Genomic DNA, 21035 nt, shown 5'->3' with positions numbered 1-21035 from the left:
AATTGCCGGCTTTCCCTTCCCACACTCGTCTTGACGCCGAGGTGGGCATTTGTTTAAACGTCCTTAAGGAGTGTTGCATGCGTCATTATGAAATCGTTTTTATCGTCCACCCGGACCAAAGCGAGCAAGTCCCGGCGATGATCGAGCGTTACAAGGCCAGCGTCACCGCACGCGGCGGTAACATCCATCGCGTGGAAGACTGGGGCCGCCGCCAGATGGCTTACCAGATCCAGAAGCTGCCGAAGGCACACTACATCTGCATGAACATCGAGTGCGACAACGAGACCCTGGTCGAGCTGGAAACCGCATTCAAGTTCAATGATGCCGTGCTGCGTCACCTGACCGTGAAGATGAAGAAGGCTGAAACCGCTCCGTCGCCAATGATGAAGTCGGTCCAGCGCGAAGACGCAGCCAAGAGCCACCGCGCAGAAGCCCCGGCTGCTGCCCCGGCCCCAGCTGCTGCCTAAATTTCTTTCGCCAGGAATCGTGAACAAGAAGTGAACCAGCTCCAGGTCGTCGCGACGATTGCTGAACGCGACGTACTGCGCTACACCCCCGCCGGCGTGCCGGTCGTCTCGGCAATCCTGATGCACAGTTCGCAGCAGGTCGAGGCAGGGGTCGCCAGGCTGGTCGAGTTCGAAATTGCCGCGTTCGCCGCGGGTGAAATTTCGGGCCGCTTCGCCAGCGCCGAGTTGGGCGCAGCCCACCAGTTCACGGGATTTTTGGCCAGGAAGAATCGCAACAGCAAAGCCCTGGTGTTTCACATCATTGATTTCAGTGCCGCCGCTTAAAGAATGAGCGGCCACCTTTTAGATACAGGAGCCTCAAATGGCATTCGGTAAAAAGTTCGACAAAAACAAAGCCAAAGAAAAACTGAAGCGCAAACAGCAGAACCCGCTGTTCAAGCGCAAGAAGTTCTGCCGCTTCACCGCTGCAAACGTGGAACAGGTTGACTACAAAGACGTCGACACCCTGAAGGACTTCGTCCAGGAAAACGGCAAGATCATGCCTGCACGCCTGACCGGCACCAAGGCGCACTACCAGCGCCAGGTCGACACCGCGATCAAGCGCGCACGCTACCTCGCGCTGCTGCCGTACACCGACCTGCACAACGCCTAATCGGCGCCGTACAGTCCGAATTTTCTGGAGAAAAATATGCAAGTTATCCTTTTGGAAAAAGTTGTTAACGTCGGCAACCTGGGCGACGTGGTCAAGGTCAAGGACGGTTACGCACGTAACTTCCTGATCCCGCAGAAGATGGCCCGCCGCGCGACCCAGGCGGCTGTGGCCGAGTTCGAAGTCAAGCGCGCCGAGCTGGAAAAAGCAGCAGCTGAAAAGCTGTCGGCTTCGCAAGCACAAGGCGAAAAGCTGAACGGCATGACCATCACCATCGGCCAGAAGGCCGGCGTTGACGGTCGCCTGTTCGGTTCGGTCACCAACTTCGATATCGCCGAAGCCCTGACCAAGCAAGGTTTCGCGGTCGAAAAGGCGCAAGTGCGCCTGCCGACCGGCCCGCTGAAGACCACCGGCGAGCACCCGGTCGCCGTCGCCCTGCACACCGACGTCGTCGTGGAAATCACGATCGCTGTCGTGGGCGAAGCTGCCTAATCAGATGTTCTGACACAGCTCGGCACGAGCTGTTGTTAAAAGGAAAAAGCCGGGCTTGCCCGGCTTTTTTTTGTCCTCAGAAACTCGCCAATTATTTCAGCCGTGTGACCGGAGAGGGTATAATGCCCGCCATGAATACCCCCGCAGATCCGCAAATCGAATCGCTGCGCATTCCCCCGCATTCCATCGAAGCAGAGCAGTCCGTCATCGGCGGCCTCCTGCGCGACAATGCGGCGTGGGACCGCATCGCCGACTTCATGCACGCGGACGATTTCTACCGCTACGACCATCGCATCATCTTCGAACAGATGGTGCGCCTGATTAACAGCGGCAAGCCGGCCGACGTGATCACCGTCTACGAGGCCATGGTCTCGCTCGGCAAGGCCGACGACGTCGGCGGCCTGCAATACCTGAACGCGATGGCGCAGAACACGCCGTCCGCCGCCAACATCCGCCGTTACGCCGAGATCGTGCGCGACCGCGGCGTGCTGCGCAAACTGATTACGGTTGCCGACGAGATTTCCGGCAACGCGTTCAATCCGCAAGGCAAGGAAGTCAAGCAGATGCTTGACGAAGCCGAATCCAAGATCTTCGCCATCGCCGAGCAGGGCGCACGCGGTGCCCAGGGCTGGAATCCGATCCAGCCGCTGCTCACGCAAGTGGTCGAGCGCATCGACGAACTGTATTCGCGCGAAAACCAGGGCGAGATCACCGGCGTGCCGACCGGCTTCATCGACCTCGACAAGATGACCTCGGGCCTGCAACCGGGCGACCTGGTGATCGTCGCTGGCCGTCCGTCGATGGGCAAGACCGCGTTCTCGGTCAACATCGGCGAGAACGTGGCCATCGAAGCCGGCCTGCCGGTCGCCGTGTTCTCGATGGAAATGGGCGGCGCCCAGCTGGCCATGCGTATGCTCGGCTCGGTCGGCCAGCTCGACCAGCACCGCCTGCGTACCGGCCGCCTGAACGACGAGGACTGGCCGCGCCTGACGCACGCCATCCAGAAGATGAACGACGCCCAGCTCTACATCGACGAGACGCCGGCGCTCAACCCGATCGAGATGCGCGCACGCGCGCGCCGCCTTGCCCGCCAATGTGGCAAGCTCGGCCTCATCATCGTCGATTACCTGCAGCTGATGCAGGGTAGCCAGCCGGGCGACAACCGCGCCGCCGAGATTTCCGAGATCTCGCGTTCGCTCAAGGGCCTGGCGAAAGAATTGCATTGCCCGGTGATCGCCCTGTCGCAGCTGAACCGCTCGCTGGAACAGCGCCCGAACAAGCGCCCCGTCATGTCCGACTTGCGCGAATCGGGCGCAATCGAGCAGGATGCGGACGTGATCATCTTCCTGTATCGCGACGAGGTCTACAACCCGGACTCGCCCGATAAAGGCACTGCCGAAATCATCATCGGCAAGCAGCGTAACGGTCCGATCGGCGCAATCCGCCTGACCTGGATCGGCCAGTACACCAAGTTCGGTAACTACAGCGGTAACCTCGCCGTCTACCAGGGCGATTAAGCCGATATTGTGCAACTGGGGCCGGCACGCATGGCGAGCCGGACCTGCAGGGCACCTTTGCATTTCCAAGAGTTTTTAAACGGAGAACCTTTAATGTTTGGACGCCTCATGCCCACCGAGGGCAAGTTTTTTGACCTGTTTAACCAGCATGCTGCGCTGTGCGTGAAGGGCGCGCACGAGATGGTCGGCCTGATGACCAACTTCGACGACCTCGAAATGCGCACGCATGCCGTGGAAACCATCGAAAAGCAGGCGGACAAGGTCACCTACGCATGCGTGGACCTGCTGCACAAGACTTTCATCACCCCGCTCGACCGCGACGACATCCACAAGCTGATCACGCGCATGGACGACATCCTCGACATGATGGAAGACGCGGCCCAGACCATCTCCCTGTACGACTTGCACGCCGTCACCCCTGAAGCGAAGCGCCTGGCCGAGCTGTGCCTGGCCTGCTGCGAGCGCGTCCAGGCGGCCGTCGGCCTGCTGCACGACATGGGCAATGCGCAGAAGATCGTCGCCATCTGCGAAGAGATCGACCGCCTGGAGTCGGACGCCGACCACGTGATGCGCGCCGCCATGAGCAAGCTCTTCCGCGATGAGCCGGACGTGCGCAACCTGATCAAGATGAAAGCCATCTACGAGATCCTCGAAACCGTCACCGACCGTTGCGAAGATGTCGCCAATATCATCGAAGGCATCATCGTCGAGAACGCGTAAGCCACGCGCACAACAAAAACAACTATGGAACATTTAACTATCAGCATCTACGTGCTGGGTGCGCTGGTGTTGCTCGCACTGATCTTTGACTTCATGAACGGCTTCCACGACTCGGCGAACGCGATCGCCACCGTGGTGTCGACCGGCGTGCTGAAGCCGCAATCGGCTGTTGCGATGGCCGCATTCTTCAACTTCATCGCGATCTTCGTGGTCAGCATGAAGGTGGCGCAAACCATCGGCAAGGGCACGATCGATCCTGCCGTGGTCGACCATTACGTCATCTTCGGGGCCCTGGTTGGGGCCATCGTCTGGAACATCATCACCTGGTACTACGGCATCCCGTCCTCGTCCTCGCACGCGCTGATCGGCGGCCTGGTGGGCGCGGCCGTCGCCAAGTCGGGCACCGGCGCGCTGATCGCCGGCGGCCTGATCAAGACCGTGGTGTTCATCGTCGTGGCGCCGCTGCTGGGCTTCGTGCTCGGTTCCGTCATCATGCTGCTGGTGTCGTGGATCTTCGTCCGCTCGACGCCGCGCAAGGTCGACGTCTGGTTCCGCCGCCTGCAGCTGGTCTCGGCGGCCGGCTACTCGCTGGGTCACGGCGGTAACGACGCGCAAAAGACCATGGGCATTATCTGGATGCTGCTGATCGCCGCCGGCTACACGAACCCGGCCGACGCGCATCCGCCGGCCTGGGTGATCATTTCGTGCTACGCGGCGATCGCCTTCGGCACGCTGTTCGGCGGCTGGCGCATCGTCAAGACCATGGGCCAGAAGATCACCAAGCTCAAGCCGGTCGGCGGCTTCTGCGCCGAAACCGGCGGTGCGATGACCCTGCTGATGGCCAGTTTCTTCGGCATCCCGGTCTCGACCACCCACACCATCACCGGCGCCATCGTCGGCGTGGGCGCCTCCCAGAAAGCCTCGGCCGTGCGCTGGGGCGTGGCAGGCAGCATCGTCTGGGCCTGGATCTTCACCATTCCGGCCTCGGCCTTCATGGCGGCGGTTGCATGGTGGATCGGCACCAAGATCATGTAAGCAGCCCACAGCTGCATGCATCACGGAAAGCCCGGCATTGCCGGGCTTTTTTTATCGCCGCGGCAGGGCATCCCATCCAACTTCCGCCGCCGTGGCTGGTCTTACTTCATCACCTCGACTCTGTTACGCTGTCGGTTCACGCACAGCCGGCGCGGCCTGCAGGAGTCTGGATGGACCAGCGACCCGACAAGACGATGACAGCCGGAACCCCGGGCGCTCCCGGGCCGGTCGTCCGTCTGCGTCCCTTCCTGGCCTTCCTGCGCGGGCGGCTGTCGCTGTTGCTGCTGTGGCCGGCCATCGCGGTGCTGGCCGGCGCCGCACTGTGGGCGCTGGTGCTGGGCCAGCTCGATCACCAGCGGCAGGACCGCCAGGCCGAGCTGCAGCAGCAGGTCGATGCGTACACCCGCAGCTATGCCACCCGCACGCAGCGCTCGATCGGCGACACCGACCGCCTGATGCTGCTGTTGCGCCATCACTGGTCCGTGTCGGGCGCCCGCGATACGCTGGCCGGGACCGTCGAGAAGGGCATCTTTTCGAAGCAGTACATTGCCGGCGCAGCCATGGTCGACCGCAAGGGTATCGTCGTGAGCAGCTCGCACCCGGACGCGGTGGGCATGTATTTCGGGGACAAACCTTATTTCACCGGGCAGCAGCATGCGGCGGCGGGCAAGTTCGCGGACAAGCTGTACGTCAGCGGCCCCATGACCGGCCAGGTGTCGAACCGGGAAGTGATCGCCTTCTCGCGCCCATTGCTGGGGCCGCGCGGGCAATTCGAGGGCATCGTGCTGTTCTCGGTGTTCCCATCCTTCTTCACCCAGCATTACGCCGAACCCATCCTGCGCGAGCATGGCTTCGTCGGCCTGCTGCAGGCGAACGGCGAGGTGCTGGCCAGCCGCAGCGGCAACACGGTCCACTCGGCCGCCGCGCCTTTCCTGCTGGCGCCCCTGCCCAAGGCCGGAGCGCGCGGCGTGGCCAGGCTCGACGGCGCCCGCTGGTTTGCCGACGGGCGTACCCGCGTAGTGGGCTGGCAGCCGCTGCCGGAATTGGGGATGACCGGGATGCTCGGCGTCGACGAGTACTCGGCCATGGCGGGCCACCGGCGCGACCGCGCGGCGGCGCTCGAGAATGCGTGGTGGAACACCGCCTGGCTGACGCTGGCCGCGCTGCTGGCGACGAGCCTGTATGTGCACGCGAAGTGGCGGCAGCACGAGGTCGAAACCATCCGCGCCACCTATCGCCTGGCGACCGAGGATGCGGGCGAGGGCTTCTTCATCCACCGGCCGCTGCGCGATGCGCACGGCGCCGTGGTCGATTTCGAGATTGTCGATTGCAACCAGTACGGCGCCGACATGTTCGGCAAGCAATCGCAACAGCTGATCGGGCACCGGCTGTCCGAGTTCTACCAGGGCGAACTGTTCCGTGCGGCCTGCGCGCGGCTGCGCCAGGCGCTCGACACCGGCCTGTACGACCGCGAGCTGCCGGTGCCGCCGGCCGCCGACCAGCCCCTGAAGGCGCAATGGATCCGCTACAAGGTCGTACGTGCCGGCGACGACCTCGCCGTGACGGTGCGCGACATCAGCGAATCGAAAGCCCAGTTAAACGAGCTCGAGCGCAGGAGCAATTCGGACGAGCTGACCGGGCTGCCAAACCGCTACTGGATCCAGCAATACCTGCCGCGGGCCATCGAGGCGGCGCGCTCGGGCAGTCGCGGGCTGGCGGTGCTGTTCATCGACCTCGACGGCTTCAAGACCGTCAACGATGCGCTCGGGCACGCGGCCGGCGACCAGCTGCTGCGCACCGTGGCCAAGCGCCTGACGGTCGCGGTGCGCCCGCGCGACCACGTGGTGCGACTGGGCGGCGACGAGTTCGTGGTGGTGCTGGAACACATCAAGGGCGCCGAGGACGTCGAGCATGTCGCCGGCCGCGTGCTCGGGGCCTTCCACGACGGCTTCCACCTGCAGCAGGCGACCCACGTGCTGAACGCCTCGATCGGGATCAGCCTGTTCCCCGAGCACGGCGACAACGCCGAGACCCTGCTCAAGCATGCGGACATCGCCATGTACTCCGTCAAGACCGAGGGAAAGGGCAGCTTCCGCTTCTTCCAGTCGCGCTACTTCGAGGCGATCCGCACCCGGCTGGAGACGGAAATGGAACTACGGCGCGCGCTCGACCAGGAACAGTTCGTGGTGCATTACCAGCCGCGCGTGGACCTGGCCGCCGGCAAGACCTCGAGCATGGAGGCCCTGGTGCGCTGGGAACGCCCCGGCCAGGGGCTGACCGGGCCGGACCGCTTCATCCCGCTGCTGGAAGAGACCGGCCTGATCGTGCAGCTGGGCGAGCAGGTCATCGAGAGCGTCTGCCGCCAGCTGGTGCACTGGGCGCGCGACGGCGCACCGCTGGTGCCGGTTTCGATCAACGTCTCGCCGCGCCAGTTCAGCCAGTCCGACATCCTGGCGCTGTTCCGGCGCGTGATCGCGCGCTACGGCATCGACCCCGCGCTACTGGAAATCGAGGTGACGGAATCGTCGATGATGCAGGAGGGCATAGGCGAGTCGGCCGTGTTCCGCCAGCTGCGCGACCTGGGCATCAAGCTGTGCATCGACGACTTCGGCACCGGCTACTCCTCGCTCTCCCAGCTGCAGAAGCTGCACTTCGACGTGCTCAAGATCGACCGCGCTTTCGTGCTGCGCATCGAACACCCGGAGGGCGACACCCTGATCGCCTCGATGATCGCCATGGCGCACGCGCTGGGCATGCGGGTAGTGGCCGAGGGCGTCGAGAACCGCAAGCAGATGCAGATGCTCAAGACGCTGGGCTGCGACGAAGGGCAGGGCTATTTCTTTTCGCGGCCGGTGCCGGCGGGGGAGCGGCAGCCGGTGGGGAGCCGGGAGTTTCAGCCGGCGATCGGGTCGCAGTCGTAATGCTTGTCGTGCGCGGCTGCGCTTGGGATGGTTGAACGCGTGGACGGGGGACCCGTCCACCCTACGGGTAACATTTGCAGCAGGGGGTAGGGTGGACGGGTTCCCCGTCCACGCGTCGATAGGCTTAGTACGAATTACCACCCACGGTTCCGGCGGACGTAAAAAAACCTGCGGACCTTCCGGTGCGCAGGTTTTTTGGTGAAACGGAAACTGCTTACAACACGTCGCTCGCGTGATCCGCCAAGCGCGAACGTTCGCCGCGGGCCAGGGTCACGTGGCCGCTGTGCGACCAGCCCTTGAAGCGGTCGACCACATAGGTCAAGCCGCTCGAACCCTCGGTGAGGTAAGGCGTGTCGATCTGTGCGATGTTACCCAGGCACAGGATCTTGGTGCCGGGACCGGCGCGCGTGACCAGGGTCTTCATCTGCTTCGGCGTCAGGTTCTGCGCCTCGTCGATGATGAGGAACTTGTTCACGAAGGTGCGGCCGCGCATGAAGTTGAGCGACTTGATCTTGATGCGCGAGCGGATCAGGTCTTGCGTTGCCGCGCGGCCCCAGTCGCCGGCGTCGCTGTCGGACTTGTTCAGCACTTCCAGGTTGTCGTCGAAGGCGCCCATCCATGGCGACATCTTCTCTTCCTCGGTACCCGGCAGGAAGCCGATGTCTTCGCCCACCGGCACCGTCACGCGGGTGACGATGATCTCGTTATAGAGCTTGGTTTCCAGCACCTGCGCCAGGCCGGCGGCCAGGGCCAGCAGGGTTTTACCCGTACCGGCCTGGCCGAGCAGGGTGACGAAGTCGCATTCCGGGTTCATGAGCAGGTTCAGCGCAAAATTCTGCTCGCGGTTGCGGGCGGTGATGCCCCAGACGCTGTTCTTGGTGTGGCTGTAGTCGCGCAGCACCTGCAGCACCGCGGTCTTGCCGTTGAGTTCCTTCACTTGCGCGTAGAACGGGGTCTCGCCGGCGCCGGTCGGCTCGAAATACACGAACTGGTTGACCATCAAGCTCGAGATCAACGGGCCGTTGACGCGGTAGAAGGTGGCCGAGTTGCCGTTCTTGTTTTCCTGCCAGGACTCGACGTTCTTGCTGTGCGTGTCCCAGAAGTCGTCCGGCAGCTGGACGATGCCCGAGTACAGCAGGTCGGTGTCTTCCAGCACGTGGTCGTTGAAGTAATCCTCGGCAGGCAGGCCCAGCGCGCGCGCCTTGATGCGCATGTTGATGTCCTTCGACACCAGCACGATGGCGCGGTCCGGCTGTTCGGCGGCCAGCGCTTTCACAACGCCCAGGATCTGGTTGTCGGCCTTGCCGACCGGCAGGCCTTCGGGCAGCAGCGGGCCGTTCTGCAGCTTGGTCTGGAAGAACAGGCGACCCTTGGCATCCTTGTTGCCGAGTTTCGCCAGTTCGATGCCGGCCTCGATGGCGTCGTCGTCGATGTTGGCGATCAGGGCGTCGAGCGTGCGCGAGACCTGGCGCGCGTTACGCGCCACTTCCGACATGCCCTTCTTGTGGTCGTCGAGTTCCTCGAGCGTCATCATCGGCAGGTAGACGTCGTGTTCCTCGAAGCGGAACAGGGACGTCGGGTCGTGCATCAGCACATTGGTGTCGAGCACGAATACCTTGGTCTTGCCGGAACGGTCCGCCTTGCGGCTGGCCGAGGACTTGACGTTGACTTCGACCGGCTTGTGCTTGGCCGGATGCGGCTGGTCCTGGTCGGTTTCCTTCAGCTTGGCGACGGTGCCGGTCTCGGCGCGCGCCGGCCAGGTGGTGCTTTCGGGCTGGGTCTGGGGGGAGGGGACGGCGGCCAGCGGCGCGGCTTTCGCCTTGCGCGCACGGCTCGATTTGGCGGCAGGCACGGCCTTGCCGCTGATGAGGTCTTCGACAGGATCGGCTTCGGCCGGCGCAGCGGCAACCGCGCGCACAGGGGACTTGCCGGGTTCGGCTTTCGGGTATTCATTTACCGGCAGCAGCGTGGCCGGCTTGGTAGGCATTTTTGGTAGTGGCATCAGGTTCTCAATCTAAAAAGTGGAGGACGCCTCGCGCCAGCGCGTGGTGCGCTGCGGGGCGGGTTCGATGCAACTGGAAACGTACTGAGAGGTGCGGGCCAGAACCATGGCGGTTCTGGCAGGCTACCGGATTGGAATGATGCTTGTTTGAAACGTGTTGACTCAAAATAACGGGTTCGTCCAGAAAAGTAAGTTTACTGGAGCCACCGTTCAAGGCTGGCTCTTCACAAATTCCAGCACTTCATCGACGTGATCGTTGACCTTCACGCCACGCCATTCTTTCACCAATCGGCCGGAAGCGTCAACGACAAACGTACTGCGCTCGACCCCCCGGACCTGCTTGCCGTACATCATCTTATTCTTCATCACGCCGAACTGCTTGCAGACCAGTTCCTCGGGGTCGGAGATCAGTTCGAAGGGCAGGCCGAGCTTGGATTTGAAGCCTTCGTGCGAGCGCAGCGAATCGCGGCTGATGCCATAGACCTCAGTGCCGGCGGCCAGGAATTCTTCGTGGCGGTCGCGGAAGGCCATGCTCTCGGTGGTGCAGCCGGGCGTGTTGTCCTTCGGGTAGAAATACAGCACCGTGTACTTCGCCGGGCGCCCGCCGAGCTGGAAGGTCTGGTCGCCGGTCATGGCGGCGGAAAAGTTCTCTACGGTTGCTGCGCTGGGGCTGTCGGCCACGGGGTTCTCCTGAACGGGGTGGATGCAAGATCTGGGGCAGGACAGGCCTGTTGCCGTCCTGTGCCCTGACATCATAAACGGCCATCGACACCGGTGCCAGTCTAGCATGTCAACTCGTCAATAGCGGTTCCGATATGCGGACGGCATTCGATAATTCAAGAAGGAAACAACATCCCCCGAAAGGGCTACGCTCAGGCCGCGGCGGCCGGCTCGATGATCAGCGCCAGCGTCACCTTGCGGCCTTCGCCCATCAGCACGTTATAGGTGCGGCAGGCAGCCTGGCTGTCCATCGATTCGACGCCGACGTGGCGCGAGGACAGGCTGGCGACCAGGCGCGGATGCACGAAGCGCTGGCGCGCGCCGGTGCCAAGGATGACCACGTCTGGTGCATCCGCAGCAATCTGCTCGAAATGGCGGGCCTCCAGGTCCTCGAAACGGCTCACGTCCCAGCTGCGCGGCGGCGTTTCCGGCATCACGAGCAGGCTGAAGTTGAAGCGCTCGGCGTTGATTTCCACGCCGCTGGCATCGTAGCCAGTGACGGTCTGGTATTGTTGGTTGTTGTCGGAATGGAGCTTCATGGGAGTCCTGGTACTTGGGCATCGCCATCGGCGAAAGGGCTGCCATTGTAAGCGTTTCGGCAGCTTTGCTGTAGCCACGCAGCCCTCAGCCGGCAAGGTTGCTTAAATCGGGCGCTTTCGGCAGAATGGTATTTTTCGCACTGCAACAATGCGGGCAGACCAAGGTGAAATTTTGCGACCGATTCTGAAATCGAACAAGCTCGACGAAGTGTGCTACGAGATCCGCGGCCCCGCGCTGGCGCAGGCGCGCCAGATGGAGGACGACGGCCACAAGATCATCAAGCTCAACATCGGCAACCTCGCCGTGTTCGGTTTCGATCCGCCGGACGAGATCATGCAGGACATGATCCGCAACATGCACGGCGCGGCCGGCTATACCGATTCGAAGGGGCTGTTTGCACCGCGCAAGGCGGTCATGCACTACACCCAGCAAAAGAAGATCGCGGGTGTCGGCATCGACGACATCTACCTGGGCAACGGCGCCTCCGAACTGATCGTGATGGCGATGCAGGGCCTGCTCAACAATGGCGACGAGGTGCTGGTGCCGGCCCCGGATTATCCGCTGTGGACCGCGGCCGTGAGCCTGGCCGGCGGCGCGCCGGTGCACTACATCTGCGACGAGCAGGCCGGCTGGATGCCCGACATCGCCGACATGCGGCGCAAGATCACGCCCAACACGCGCGCCATCGTCGTCATCAACCCGAACAACCCGACCGGCGCCCTGTACCCGCGCGCGGTGCTGCTCGAGATCGTCGAGCTGGCGCGCCAGCACAGCCTGATCGTCTACGCCGACGAAATCTACGACAAGGTGCTGTATGACGGCGAGCGCCACGAGTCGATCGCCTCGCTGGCCGACGACGTGCTGTTCGTGACCCTGAACGGCCTGTCGAAGAACTACCGCTCCTGCGGCTACCGCGCCGGCTGGATGGTGATCTCGGGCGAAAAGCGCCATGCGAAAGACTATATCGAAGGCCTGAACATGCTGGCCTCGATGCGCCTGTGCGCCAACGCGCCCGGCCAGTTCGCGATCCAGACCGCGCTGGGCGGCTACCAGAGCATCGACGACCTGGTCGGCCCCGGCGGGCGCCTGCTCAAGCAGCGCGACCTCGCCCACAAACTACTGACCGATATCCCGGGCGTTACCTGCGTCAAGCCAAAAGCGGCGCTGTACATGTTCCCGCGCCTGGACCCGGCGATGTACCCGATCGCCGACGACCAGCAATTCATTTGCGAACTGCTGGGCGAGGAAAAAGTCCTGCTGGTACAGGGCACCGGTTTCAACTGGACCGCGCCCGACCATTTCCGCCTCGTCTTCCTGCCCAATTCCGACGACCTGACGGATGCCTGCGCGCGCATCGCACGCTTCCTCGACAGCTACCGTCGGCGCCACGCGCGTTAACTTATCTATGAAACGACCATGAAACCCATCAAAGTTGGCCTCCTCGGCATCGGCACCGTCGGTGCAGGCACATTCAACGTCCTGCAGCGCAACCAGGAAGACATCCGGCGCCGCGCCGGCCGCGGCATCGAGATCACGATGGTCGCTGCCCGCAATACCGAGCGCGCCGCGCGCATCATCGGCGACAGCAGCGGGTGCCAGGTCGTCGCCGATCCCTTCCTGGTGGTGGACAGCCCCGAGGTGCAGATCGTCGTCGAGCTGATCGGCGGCTACGAGCTGACGCGCGAGCTGGTGCTGCGCGCGATTGCCAACGGCAAGCACGTGGTGACGGCCAACAAGGCGCTGCTGGCGCTGCACGGCAACGAGATCTTCGCCGCCGCCCAGGAAAAGGGCGTGATGGTGGCCTTCGAGGCGGCCGTGGCCGGCGGCGTGCCGATCATCAAGGCGCTGCGCGAAGGCCTGACCGCCAACCGCATCGAATCGGTGGCCGGCATCATCAACGGCACGACCAACTTCATCCTGTCCGAGATGCGCGACAAGGGCCTCGATTTCGACGTCGTCCTCAAGCAGGCCCAGGACCTCGGCTACGCCGAACTCGATCCGACCTTCGACATCGAGGGCGTAGACGCGGCCCACAAGCTGACGATCATGTCGGCCATCGCCTTCGGCATCCCGGTGCAGTTCGAGAAGGCCCATGTGGAAGGCATCAGCGCGCTGCAGGCGATCGATATCCGCTACGCCGAGCAGCTCGGCTACCGCATCAAGCTGCTCGGCATCACGCGCCGCACCCGTGTCGACGGCGTCGAGGGCATCGAACTGCGCGTGCACCCGACCCTGATCCCGACCGGGCGCCTGATCGCCAACGTCGAGGGCGCAATGAACGCGGTGCTGGTCGAGGCCGACGCCGTCGGCTCCACCCTCTACTACGGCAAGGGCGCCGGTTCCGAGCCGACCGCCTCGGCGGTCATCGCCGACCTGGTGGACGTGACGCGCCTGGCGACGGTCGACCCGTATTGCCGCGTGCCGCACCTGGCCTTCCAGCCGAACGAGATGACCGACGTGGCGATCCTGCCGATGTCGGAAATCACGACCAGCTACTACCTGCGCGTCTACGTGAACGACCAGCTCGGCGTGATGGCCGACCTGACCCGCATCCTGGCCGACGCCGGCATCTCGATCGACGCCGTGCTGCAGAAGGGCACCCATGGCGACGCGCGTACCGACATCATCATGATCACCCACCAGACCCAGGAGAAGAACGTCGACGCGGCCATCGCACGCATCGAGGCGCTCGGTTCGGTGGTGGGCAAGGTCATCCGGATCAGGCTCGAAACCCTGAGCTGATGCGCGCCTGACAGGATCCCACGGCGGCCTTGAATCGTTTCGCCGTGGTCGGGTACTGTCTTCGACGACATCGCTTCGCCGCTACTGCCCCTGAGGTCGACGGCCCGTGAAGGGCGGGGAGGGTGGGCGGCTGAGCTCGACAAGGAATTCGGTGGCGAATTCGTCGACGAGGGGGGCGGGCAACTCGTCGCCGTCGTCGTCGAGCGAAGCGTTGGTCAGGGCGAGCAGCTCGTGCTCGAGCTCGTCAAGCAGCGCATCTGGTGCGCTGTGCTGGATGGGTTGGAGGTTGGGCGAATTCATCCGAGCATTCTACTCACGCTGCGGTGCACAACAAGGCGGGCTCGCCGGGTGTTTGAGGCGTGTCAAACATCTTTCCTACGGCCATGGTAGTTGCCGCCGTGAACAACGGTACACTTGGGCTCCGTAGAGGGAAAAAGTATCGTCAGCCGCTCCTCGCGGTAGCAGCCGGCGCGCCGCTGCAGGTCGATGATGATCTCGCGCAATCAACCGTTGTTCCCCTCTGGACGCCGTTATACATTGATGCCTCTCTTGTGAACACCTACTCCGCATGAGCCACCCGAGCCAATTTTCCCTGCTGTCGCAGCGCCGCTTCGCGCCTTTCTTCTGGACCCAGTTCCTCGGGGCCTTCAACGACAACCTGTTCAAGACGGCGCTGATGGTGGCGCTGACCTACGACGCGCTGTCGTGGACGACCCTCGACCCCGGCCTCCTGAACAACCTGATCCCCGGCCTCTTCATCCTGCCCTACGTCGTCTTCTCGGCCACGGCCGGGCAGATCGCGGACAAGGTCGAGAAAGGCAGGCTGGCGCGCTTCGTCAAGCTGCTGGAAGTGGCGATCATGCTGGTCGCCGCCATCGGCTGGATGACCCACACGCTGTGGCTGCTGATCGCGGCCGTGGTCGGCATGGGCCTGCACTCGACCCTGTTCGGCCCGGTGAAATACGCCTACCTGCCGCAGCACCTCAAGCCGGAAGAGCTGGTGGGCGGCAACGGCGTCGTCGAGATGGGCACCTTTGTCGGCATCCTGCTGGGCGAAGTGGCGGGCGCCCTGCTGGTGGCCTACAAACCCTTCGGCATCGAGCTGGTCGCCGGCGCCAGCCTGCTGATGGCGCTGATCGGCCTGGCGGCGAGCTGGCGCATCCCGCAGTCGCCCGCGCCCGCGCCGGAACTGCGCATCAACCACAACTTCGCGGCCGAATCGGTGCGCAACCTGCGCTTCTCGAGCCAGAACCGCACCGTGTTCCTGTCGATGCTGGGCAATTCCTGGTTCTGGTTCTACGGCGCCCTGGTGCTGTCGCAATTCCCGGTCTACGCCAAGGACTACCTGCACGGCGACCACAGCGTCTTCGTGCTGCTGCTGACCGTGTTTTCGCTGGGGATCGGCCTCGGCTCCCTGCTGTGCGAGAAGCTCTCGGGCCGCAAGGTCGAGATCGGCCTGGTCCCGTTTGGCTCGATCGGCCTGTCCGTGTTCGGCATCGACCTGTATTTCGCCAGCCTGGCCTATTCGAATACCGTTACCGTCGACGCCTTGGCGCTGCTGGCGCTGCCCGGCAGCCTGCGCATCGTAGCCGACCTGATCCTGATCGGCGTGTTCGGCGGCTTCTTCATCGTACCCCTGTTCGCCCTGATCCAGACGCGCTGCGACCCGAAGCACGTCTCGCGCACGATCGCCGGCATGAACATCCTGAACGCCATCTTCATGGTGGCAGCGGCTGGCGTGGCCATCGTGCTGCTGGGGCAGGGCTTCTCGATCCCGGAAATGTTCCTGGTCACGGCCCTGCTGAACGCGGCGGTGGCGGTCTACATCTTCTCGCTGGTGCCGGAATTCCTGATGCGCTTCCTGGCCTGGCTGCTGATCCACACCATCCACCGGGTGCACACGGTCGACGTCGAGCGCATCCCGGACACAGGGCCGGCGGTCCTCGTCTGCAACCACGTCAGCTACGTCGACGCGATCGTGATCGGCGCCGCCAGCCCGCGCCCGATCCGTTTCGTGATGGACCACCGCATCTTCAAGACGCCTTTCCTCGGCTGGATCTTCCGCACCGCGAAAGCGATCCCGATCGCCCCGGCCAAGAAAGACCCCTTCCTGATGGAGCGCGCCTTCATCGACATCGCCGAAGCGCTGCACCAGGGCGACCTGGTCTGCATCTTCCCCGAAGGGAAGCTGACCTCGACGGGCGAGATGAACGAATTCCGCGGCGGCATCGCGAAGATCGTCGAGCGCAGCAGGGTGCCGGTCATCCCGATGGCGCTGCGCGGCCTGTGGGGCAGCGTCTTCACGCGCGACCCGGGCAACCTGTTCGAGCGCTCCTTCGCACGCGGCTGGCGCTCGAAACTGGCGCTGGCGGTGGGCGTGCCGGTGCCGCCCCAGCAGGCGACGCCGGAATACCTGCACGAGCAGGTGAAGGGCTTGCGGGGGGATTGGAAGTAGGATGCCCGTATCGGCCAGGCGGGACCGCGATGCAGGCAGGGTATGACAAAAACCCAAGTAAAAATTTCTGTCTCAGGTATAATTGTTGGCTAGTCGGGGCGTAGCGCAGCCTGGTAGCGTACTTGCATGGGGTGCAAGGGGTCGGAGGTTCGAATCCTCTCGCCCCGACCAACAGAATGAGCCGAATCAGTTGATGATTCCTGAAAGCCAGTCTTCGGACTGGCTTTTTTCATTTCGGCCGGCCGCGTGCAGTGCGGAAGGGGACAGGTGCCGGCGCAGCGACGGTTTCAATTAATCAATAATTTGATTGTTTATTGTTCTGGCCAAATAAAGTTCCCCATTCTCATTAGTTGTCTTCATATTCTTCGATCGAGCGCAAGGATCGATGCCGAGACCGGCTTGTTTGCCATGGTCCGGCTCGCTTAGATTGATGCGTGCCGTCGATGGCCGCGTTCGCGGCGCTGGCGGTCCACCCATTTCGAGGAGCACGAAGATGAAGACGATGTGGTTGTCCTTGTCCGGGCTGGTTCGCCCGGCACGCAGAAGCAATACTGCAAGCGGTACTGCGAGCAGTACTGCGGCGCGTTCGCGCCGCGCCTGGCTTGCCGCCGGGGCGCTGGCCATTTCCAGCCTGAGCCTGCCGTTCGACGCCGTCCATGCCCAGCCGGGCAACTGGGACAGCCGGCAGTGGGTCGGCACCTGGGGTACGGCGCCGGCCGGTCCGCCGCTGGCGGCGCAGACGCAGACCTTCAACGACCAGACCCTGCGCCTGATCGTGCACACCAGCATCGGCGGTACGCAAGTGCGCATCCGCGTGTCGAACGAACACGGCACCACGCCGCTGCGCATCGGCGCGGCCCGTGTCGCCCGGCGCGGCGCGGGCGCGGAGATTGCCGCAGGCACCGACCGGGTGCTGACTTTCAGCGGTTCGCCGTCGATCACGATCCCGGCCGGCGCCCCGGTGCTGTCCGACCCGGTCGACCTCGACGTGCCGGCCTTGTCGGACCTGGCCGTCAGCCTCTACCTGCCGGGACAGGTGCAGGCCACGACCATCCACGGCTCGGCCTTCCAGACCAACTACGTGTCGCTGCCGGGCGACTTCACGGGCGCGGCCACACTGCCGACCCAGCGCACGATCACTTCCTGGCCCTTCCTGACCGAAGTCGACGTGACTTCGCCGGGCGCCGGCGCCGGCGGGGCCATTGTGGCGCTGGGCGACTCGATCACCGACGGCGCCGTGACGACCATCGACGCGAACCGCCGCTGGCCCGACCTGCTGGCGCTGCGCCTGCAGACGACGCGCGACCAGGCCGGCAGCGGCGGCTTGCGCAGCCTGAACAGCCGGCTCGGCATCGTCAACCGCGGCATCGGCGGCAACCGCCTGCTGCGCGATCCGGGCGAGCAGCCGCTGTTCGGCCGCGCGGCGCTGGCGCGCTTCGACCGCGACGTGCTGGCGACCGCCGGCGTGCGCTACCTGATCGTCCTGATCGGCATCAACGACATCGGGCATCCGGGCACCGGCACCATCCCCGCCAGTGAAGCGGTCACGCCGCAGGACCTGATCGCCGGTTACCGCCAGCTGATCGCACGCGCCCACGCCAAGGGCATCCCGGTCTACGGCGCCACGCTGACCCCGTTCGAAGGGACGGTCTTCCCCGGCTATTACACGCCGCAGAAGGAAGCCGTGCGCCAGGCGGTGAATAACTGGATCCGGACCAGCGATGAATTCGATGCCGTCATCGACTTCGACCGCGCCGTGCGCGATCCGGCGCATCCGACCCGCATGCTGCCCGCCTACGACAGCGGCGACCACCTGCACCCCAACGACCTCGGCATGCAGGCGATGGCGAATGCCATCCCGCTCGAGCTGTTCCGCGGGGCGGGCACGGCGGCGCTGAAGGCGGTCAAGGAGCAGGGTCAGTGAAGTACCCGGCCTGGCCGCGCGCCGCCTGCGGCCAGGCTTGTCTGGTGGATGCAGGAAGTATGTTGCACGGGAGAGGGGAACAGCGGCTGGCGACCCATGCGGCCGCCAAGCCACTCGGAGCAGCAAGTGCATCTTCATCCGCGGAAGCAGCTACGGCAGCCAGCGCACGCGCGGCAGCCGAAGCTTATGCAGCAGCCGGTTTGCGACAGAGGCGGACATGTCCGGCAACAGCGGCAGCTACAAGCGCCGGCGATGCACAACACGCATGTAGTGCGCGGCATCGGCCAGCGGCTGCTCAAGCGGTGGTTTCCTGGTCGGCCGCCTGGTTTCCTCAATCGGTCGGCATCCCCTCCCTGGTCCGGTACGGCTCGGTTTGCTTCAGCAGGCTGCACACCGCGTCGACCACTTGGCTCGGCGCGAGTTTTTCCATGCAGTCGTGGTGGCCTTCCGGGCATACGCTGCGGTGGCAGTAGCGGCAGCCGACGTCGTGGTTCAGGACGCGGCTCGGCACCCGCCAGGGCGTATGCTGCGGGTTGGTGAGTGCGTACAGGTCGACCACCGGCGTGCCGACGGCAGCGGCCAGGTGGGCCGGGCCGGTGTTGTTGCTGACCACGAGCGAGGCTTGCGCCAGCAGGGCGCCGAGTTCGCCGAGGCTAAGTTGCCCCGCCAGCGAATGGACGCGGGCTTCCGCCGGCACGTCGATGCCGTCGATCAGCGACATTTCGTGGGCGCCGCCGGTCAGGACCATGGGGCAGCCGATCCGTTCATGCAGCTGCCGGATCAGGCTGCTCCAATGGCGCTGGGGGTAGCGCCGCGCAGGCGCACTGGCGCCGGGGTGCAGCACCAGCCAGCGTCCTGCCGGATCGATGCCGATCCGGCGCAGCCGCGCATCCACGGCCGCCATGTCGGCGCGCAGCGGCTGGAACGACAGGCGCTCGTCCTGCACCTCGGCCCCGAGGTGGCGCACGAGGTCGAGCTGGCGCTGCACTTCGTGCCGGACAAAGGCGCCCGGCTCGGGGTCGGCAATCCAGTCGGTCAGCAACTGGTAGGGCTTCTCGCGGCAGTAGGCCGCGCGCAGCGGAATGCCGGCGAGCTGGCACAGCAGCGCGGCGGGCAGGGCGCTCTGGCTGTAGCAGGTAAAGATCACGGCGCCGTCGAAACGGTGGCCGGCGAGCGCGGCGATCTGCGCGACGTGGTAGTCGGGCGGGTCGGCGCTGCTGCTCTTCATCCACGGCGCCTCATAGGCCAATACCTGGTCGACGTCGGGCAGGTGGGGCGCAAGTGCCGCCCCTGCGGGCGAGGTCAGCAGGGTCAGCCGGCGTGCCGGATGCTGGGCGCGCAGGGCCCGCATCGCGGGCGTACACATCAGCACGTCCCCAAGCGAATCGAGCCGCACGCACAGCAGGTGGGCGGCATGGTTCCAGTCGTTGCTCATTGTTCGTGGTGGCTGGCGATCAGGACGGCGGCGGCGTACAAATCCGGCGCCATGCGGGTGGGGACGCGGCGCGGTCCGAGCCGCCATTCGGTTTCGTTGCCGTTATCGAGCAGTACCGTGCGGCAGCCGGCGCGGTTGCCCGCCTCGACGTCGTGCAGGATGTCGCCGATCATCCAGGAGCCGCGCAAGTCGATGCCGTGCTCGACGGCCGCTTTCAGGAGCAGCCCGGGCATCGGCTTGCGGCAATGGCAATCGACGGCGTAGGGCGCGATCGTGCCGCGCGGATGATGGGGGCAGTAATAAAAGCCGTCGAGCGTGAGGTTTTCGCGGAACAGCAGGTCGGAAAGGCGGTCGCCCACCGCCCGCAGCGCGTCTTCCGCGAAGCGTCCCTCGGCCACCCCGGACTGGTTGCTGACGACGAAAAAACGGTAGTCGAGCCGGGCCAGCAGGCGCAGGGCGGGGCCGGCGCCGCTCGCAAGCCGCATGCGGCGCGGTTCCACGTTGTACGGCAGGTCCTCGATGAGCGTGCCGTCCTTGTCGAGAAAGATCGCTCTCATGTCAGGGCCAGGAGGTTTCGCGCATCGGCAGCACGGTCAATTCGGCGATCACCGTTTCCTGCGGCATCAAGAGCACCGCGCGGATGGCCTCGGCCACGTTGACCGGGTCTTGCAGGCCGGCTGGGTCGAGCTCGGGAAAGCGCTCGAGCAGGAAGGGCGTGCGCATGCCGCCCGCGACCACCGCGGTGACGCGGATGTTGTGCGCGCGCAGTTCGGCATGCAGCGCGTGCGATAGGCCGAGCAGGCCCCATTTGCTGGCGTGGTAGGCCGCGGCGTTCGGCCAGGCGCGCTTGGCCGCGGTGGACGCGACGTTGACGATGTGGCCGCCCCCAAGCTGGCGCATCAGGACCGACGCGTGCTTGGCCAGCAGGAAGGGGCCGTTCAGGTTGGTGTCGATGACGCGCAGCCAGTCCGCTTCCGACAGCGCGTCGATCGGCAGCGTGACGTCGGTGCCCGCATTGTTGACCAGGACGTCGAGGCGGCCCATGGCCTCGGCTGCCTCGCCGATGGCGCGCCGCACGGCATCCGGATCGGCCACGTCGAAGGCGATGGCATGCAGGCGGCCGCCGAGTTCACGCAAGGGTGCGGTAACGGCCTCGAGCGCAGCCGGCCGGATGTCGGTGGCGACGATGTCGGCGCCCGCCTGCGCCAGGACGCCCGCCAGCGCGGCGCCCAGGCCGCTGGCGGCGCCGGTGATGAAGACGGTCTTGCCGCGCAGCGAAGCGGAGGCCGCGGCGCGGGCCTGCCCATGTTGCTGCCCGTGCTGCTGCCCAGCGTGTTGCTCATTCAGCTCGCCGGCAGGCCGGCAGTCCTGCGGCCCGTGCGCGTCCTGCGGTTCTTGCGTCAACTCCATGTCTGC

19 protein-coding genes and 1 tRNA gene are annotated in these 21035 nt (G+C 64.8%); 13 read left to right on the top strand and 7 right to left on the bottom strand.

Annotated elements, in window-relative coordinates; all coding sequences use genetic code 11:
* Positions 1-77: 77 nt before the first annotated feature.
* The 8 genes from rpsF to ACWCIA_RS21805 all read left to right on the top strand — a co-directional run bounded on the left by rpsF (position 78) and on the right by ACWCIA_RS21805 (position 7801).
* Entirely contained in the window at positions 78-467 is a 390-nt protein-coding gene (rpsF, locus tag ACWCIA_RS21840; protein WP_454166587.1) for a 30S ribosomal protein S6, read from the top strand.
* Between the two features lie 30 nt (positions 468-497).
* Positions 498-791 (top strand): primosomal replication protein N, encoded by a 294-nt coding sequence (priB, locus tag ACWCIA_RS21835; RefSeq protein ID WP_454166586.1) that lies wholly within the window; start codon positions 498-500, stop codon positions 789-791.
* A gap of 37 nt (positions 792-828) precedes the next feature.
* Complete coding sequence (gene rpsR / locus ACWCIA_RS21830; protein WP_056332995.1) at positions 829-1119, top strand: 30S ribosomal protein S18; 291 nt, start codon at positions 829-831, stop codon at positions 1117-1119.
* 36 nt (positions 1120-1155) lie between these two features.
* Entirely contained in the window at positions 1156-1608 is a 453-nt protein-coding gene (rplI, locus tag ACWCIA_RS21825; RefSeq protein WP_454166585.1) for a 50S ribosomal protein L9, read from the top strand.
* 131 nt (positions 1609-1739) lie between these two features.
* Positions 1740-3125, top strand: coding sequence for a replicative DNA helicase (locus ACWCIA_RS21820; protein WP_454166584.1), 1386 nt, complete (start codon positions 1740-1742; stop codon positions 3123-3125).
* Positions 3126-3218: 93 nt separating this feature from the next.
* Entirely contained in the window at positions 3219-3845 is a 627-nt protein-coding gene (locus tag ACWCIA_RS21815) for a DUF47 domain-containing protein (RefSeq protein ID WP_454166583.1), read from the top strand.
* 24 nt (positions 3846-3869) lie between these two features.
* Complete coding sequence (locus ACWCIA_RS21810; protein WP_454166582.1) at positions 3870-4880, top strand: anion permease; 1011 nt, start codon at positions 3870-3872, stop codon at positions 4878-4880.
* Positions 4881-5050: 170 nt separating this feature from the next.
* The gene (locus ACWCIA_RS21805) at positions 5051-7801 is read left to right on the top strand and encodes a bifunctional diguanylate cyclase/phosphodiesterase (RefSeq protein WP_454166581.1); all 2751 of its coding nucleotides are present in this window, start codon (positions 5051-5053) and stop codon (positions 7799-7801) included.
* Positions 7802-8015: 214 nt separating this feature from the next.
* Here ACWCIA_RS21805 and ACWCIA_RS21800 read toward each other — a convergent pair whose 3' ends face one another.
* From ACWCIA_RS21800 to ACWCIA_RS21790, 3 genes are all read right to left on the bottom strand, one after another.
* The gene (locus tag ACWCIA_RS21800) at positions 8016-9803 is read right to left on the bottom strand and encodes a PhoH family protein (RefSeq protein WP_454166580.1); all 1788 of its coding nucleotides are present in this window, start codon (positions 9801-9803) and stop codon (positions 8016-8018) included.
* A 210-nt stretch (positions 9804-10013) separates the two neighbouring features.
* Positions 10014-10484, bottom strand: coding sequence for a peroxiredoxin (locus tag ACWCIA_RS21795; protein WP_454166579.1), 471 nt, complete (start codon positions 10482-10484; stop codon positions 10014-10016).
* 191 nt (positions 10485-10675) lie between these two features.
* Positions 10676-11062: an Mth938-like domain-containing protein gene (locus ACWCIA_RS21790; protein WP_454166578.1), complete on the bottom strand. Its 387-nt coding sequence runs from the start codon at positions 11060-11062 to the stop codon at positions 10676-10678.
* 172 nt (positions 11063-11234) lie between these two features.
* On the opposite strand from ACWCIA_RS21790, the gene ACWCIA_RS21785 reads away from it, so the two are divergent.
* Both ACWCIA_RS21785 and ACWCIA_RS21780 read left to right on the top strand, forming a co-directional pair.
* Entirely contained in the window at positions 11235-12461 is a 1227-nt protein-coding gene (locus tag ACWCIA_RS21785) for a pyridoxal phosphate-dependent aminotransferase (RefSeq protein ID WP_454166577.1), read from the top strand.
* A gap of 18 nt (positions 12462-12479) precedes the next feature.
* The gene (locus ACWCIA_RS21780; RefSeq protein ID WP_454166576.1) at positions 12480-13805 is read left to right on the top strand and encodes a homoserine dehydrogenase; all 1326 of its coding nucleotides are present in this window, start codon (positions 12480-12482) and stop codon (positions 13803-13805) included.
* An 81-nt stretch (positions 13806-13886) separates the two neighbouring features.
* Here the strand turns inward: ACWCIA_RS21780 and ACWCIA_RS21775 are convergent, their stop codons facing one another.
* The gene (locus ACWCIA_RS21775; protein ID WP_454166575.1) at positions 13887-14105 is read right to left on the bottom strand and encodes a hypothetical protein; all 219 of its coding nucleotides are present in this window, start codon (positions 14103-14105) and stop codon (positions 13887-13889) included.
* Positions 14106-14373: 268 nt separating this feature from the next.
* Between ACWCIA_RS21775 and ACWCIA_RS21770 the strand changes: the two genes are divergently transcribed.
* From ACWCIA_RS21770 to ACWCIA_RS21760, 3 genes are all read left to right on the top strand, one after another.
* Positions 14374-16260: an MFS transporter gene (locus ACWCIA_RS21770; RefSeq protein WP_454166574.1), complete on the top strand. Its 1887-nt coding sequence runs from the start codon at positions 14374-14376 to the stop codon at positions 16258-16260.
* A gap of 94 nt (positions 16261-16354) precedes the next feature.
* Positions 16355-16431 (top strand) — tRNA-Pro (locus ACWCIA_RS21765).
* A gap of 322 nt (positions 16432-16753) precedes the next feature.
* Positions 16754-18184: an SGNH/GDSL hydrolase family protein gene (locus ACWCIA_RS21760; protein ID WP_454166573.1), complete on the top strand. Its 1431-nt coding sequence runs from the start codon at positions 16754-16756 to the stop codon at positions 18182-18184.
* 331 nt (positions 18185-18515) lie between these two features.
* On the opposite strand, the gene waaF is transcribed toward ACWCIA_RS21760, so the two are convergent.
* The 3 genes from waaF to ACWCIA_RS21745 are packed head-to-tail and all read right to left on the bottom strand — an operon-like array spanning position 18516 to position 21029.
* The gene (gene waaF / locus ACWCIA_RS21755) at positions 18516-19619 is read right to left on the bottom strand and encodes a lipopolysaccharide heptosyltransferase II (protein WP_454166572.1); all 1104 of its coding nucleotides are present in this window, start codon (positions 19617-19619) and stop codon (positions 18516-18518) included.
* On the bottom strand, positions 19616-20176 hold the full coding sequence (locus ACWCIA_RS21750; RefSeq protein WP_454166571.1) for a D-glycero-alpha-D-manno-heptose-1,7-bisphosphate 7-phosphatase: 561 nt from the start codon (positions 20174-20176) through the stop codon (positions 19616-19618). Before ACWCIA_RS21750 ends, waaF begins: the two co-directional genes overlap by 4 nt.
* A 1-nt stretch (position 20177) precedes the next feature.
* Complete coding sequence (locus tag ACWCIA_RS21745; protein WP_454166570.1) at positions 20178-21029, bottom strand: SDR family oxidoreductase; 852 nt, start codon at positions 21027-21029, stop codon at positions 20178-20180.
* Positions 21030-21035: the final 6 nt, after the last annotated feature.

The organism is Massilia sp. SYSU DXS3249, from assembly GCF_053668055.1.
Note: the sequence above shows the minus strand (reverse complement) of the source record. Positions and strands in the feature narration are given on the sequence as shown.

Bases quoted from the DNA above. Each gene is read 5' to 3' on its own strand.
- ACWCIA_RS21780 (WP_454166576.1), top strand. From the start codon at position 12,480: ATGAAACCCATCAAAGTTGGCCTCCTCGGCATCGGCACCGTCGGTGCA.
- rpsF (WP_454166587.1), top strand. From the start codon at position 78: ATGCGTCATTATGAAATCGTTTTTATCGTCCACCCGGACCAAAGCGAG.
- ACWCIA_RS21790 (WP_454166578.1), bottom strand. From the start codon at position 11,062: ATGAAGCTCCATTCCGACAACAACCAACAATACCAGACCGTCACTGGC.
- ACWCIA_RS21810 (WP_454166582.1), top strand. From the start codon at position 3,870: ATGGAACATTTAACTATCAGCATCTACGTGCTGGGTGCGCTGGTGTTG.
- ACWCIA_RS21775 (WP_454166575.1), bottom strand. From the start codon at position 14,105: ATGAATTCGCCCAACCTCCAACCCATCCAGCACAGCGCACCAGATGCG.
- ACWCIA_RS21770 (WP_454166574.1), top strand. From the start codon at position 14,374: ATGAGCCACCCGAGCCAATTTTCCCTGCTGTCGCAGCGCCGCTTCGCG.
- ACWCIA_RS21750 (WP_454166571.1), bottom strand. From the start codon at position 20,176: ATGAGAGCGATCTTTCTCGACAAGGACGGCACGCTCATCGAGGACCTG.
- ACWCIA_RS21805 (WP_454166581.1), top strand. From the start codon at position 5,051: ATGGACCAGCGACCCGACAAGACGATGACAGCCGGAACCCCGGGCGCT.
- rplI (WP_454166585.1), top strand. From the start codon at position 1,156: ATGCAAGTTATCCTTTTGGAAAAAGTTGTTAACGTCGGCAACCTGGGC.
- ACWCIA_RS21745 (WP_454166570.1), bottom strand. From the start codon at position 21,029: ATGGAGTTGACGCAAGAACCGCAGGACGCGCACGGGCCGCAGGACTGC.
- ACWCIA_RS21800 (WP_454166580.1), bottom strand. From the start codon at position 9,803: ATGCCACTACCAAAAATGCCTACCAAGCCGGCCACGCTGCTGCCGGTA.
- waaF (WP_454166572.1), bottom strand. From the start codon at position 19,619: ATGAGCAACGACTGGAACCATGCCGCCCACCTGCTGTGCGTGCGGCTC.
- ACWCIA_RS21760 (WP_454166573.1), top strand. From the start codon at position 16,754: ATGAAGACGATGTGGTTGTCCTTGTCCGGGCTGGTTCGCCCGGCACGC.
- ACWCIA_RS21815 (WP_454166583.1), top strand. From the start codon at position 3,219: ATGTTTGGACGCCTCATGCCCACCGAGGGCAAGTTTTTTGACCTGTTT.
- ACWCIA_RS21820 (WP_454166584.1), top strand. From the start codon at position 1,740: ATGAATACCCCCGCAGATCCGCAAATCGAATCGCTGCGCATTCCCCCG.
- rpsR (WP_056332995.1), top strand. From the start codon at position 829: ATGGCATTCGGTAAAAAGTTCGACAAAAACAAAGCCAAAGAAAAACTG.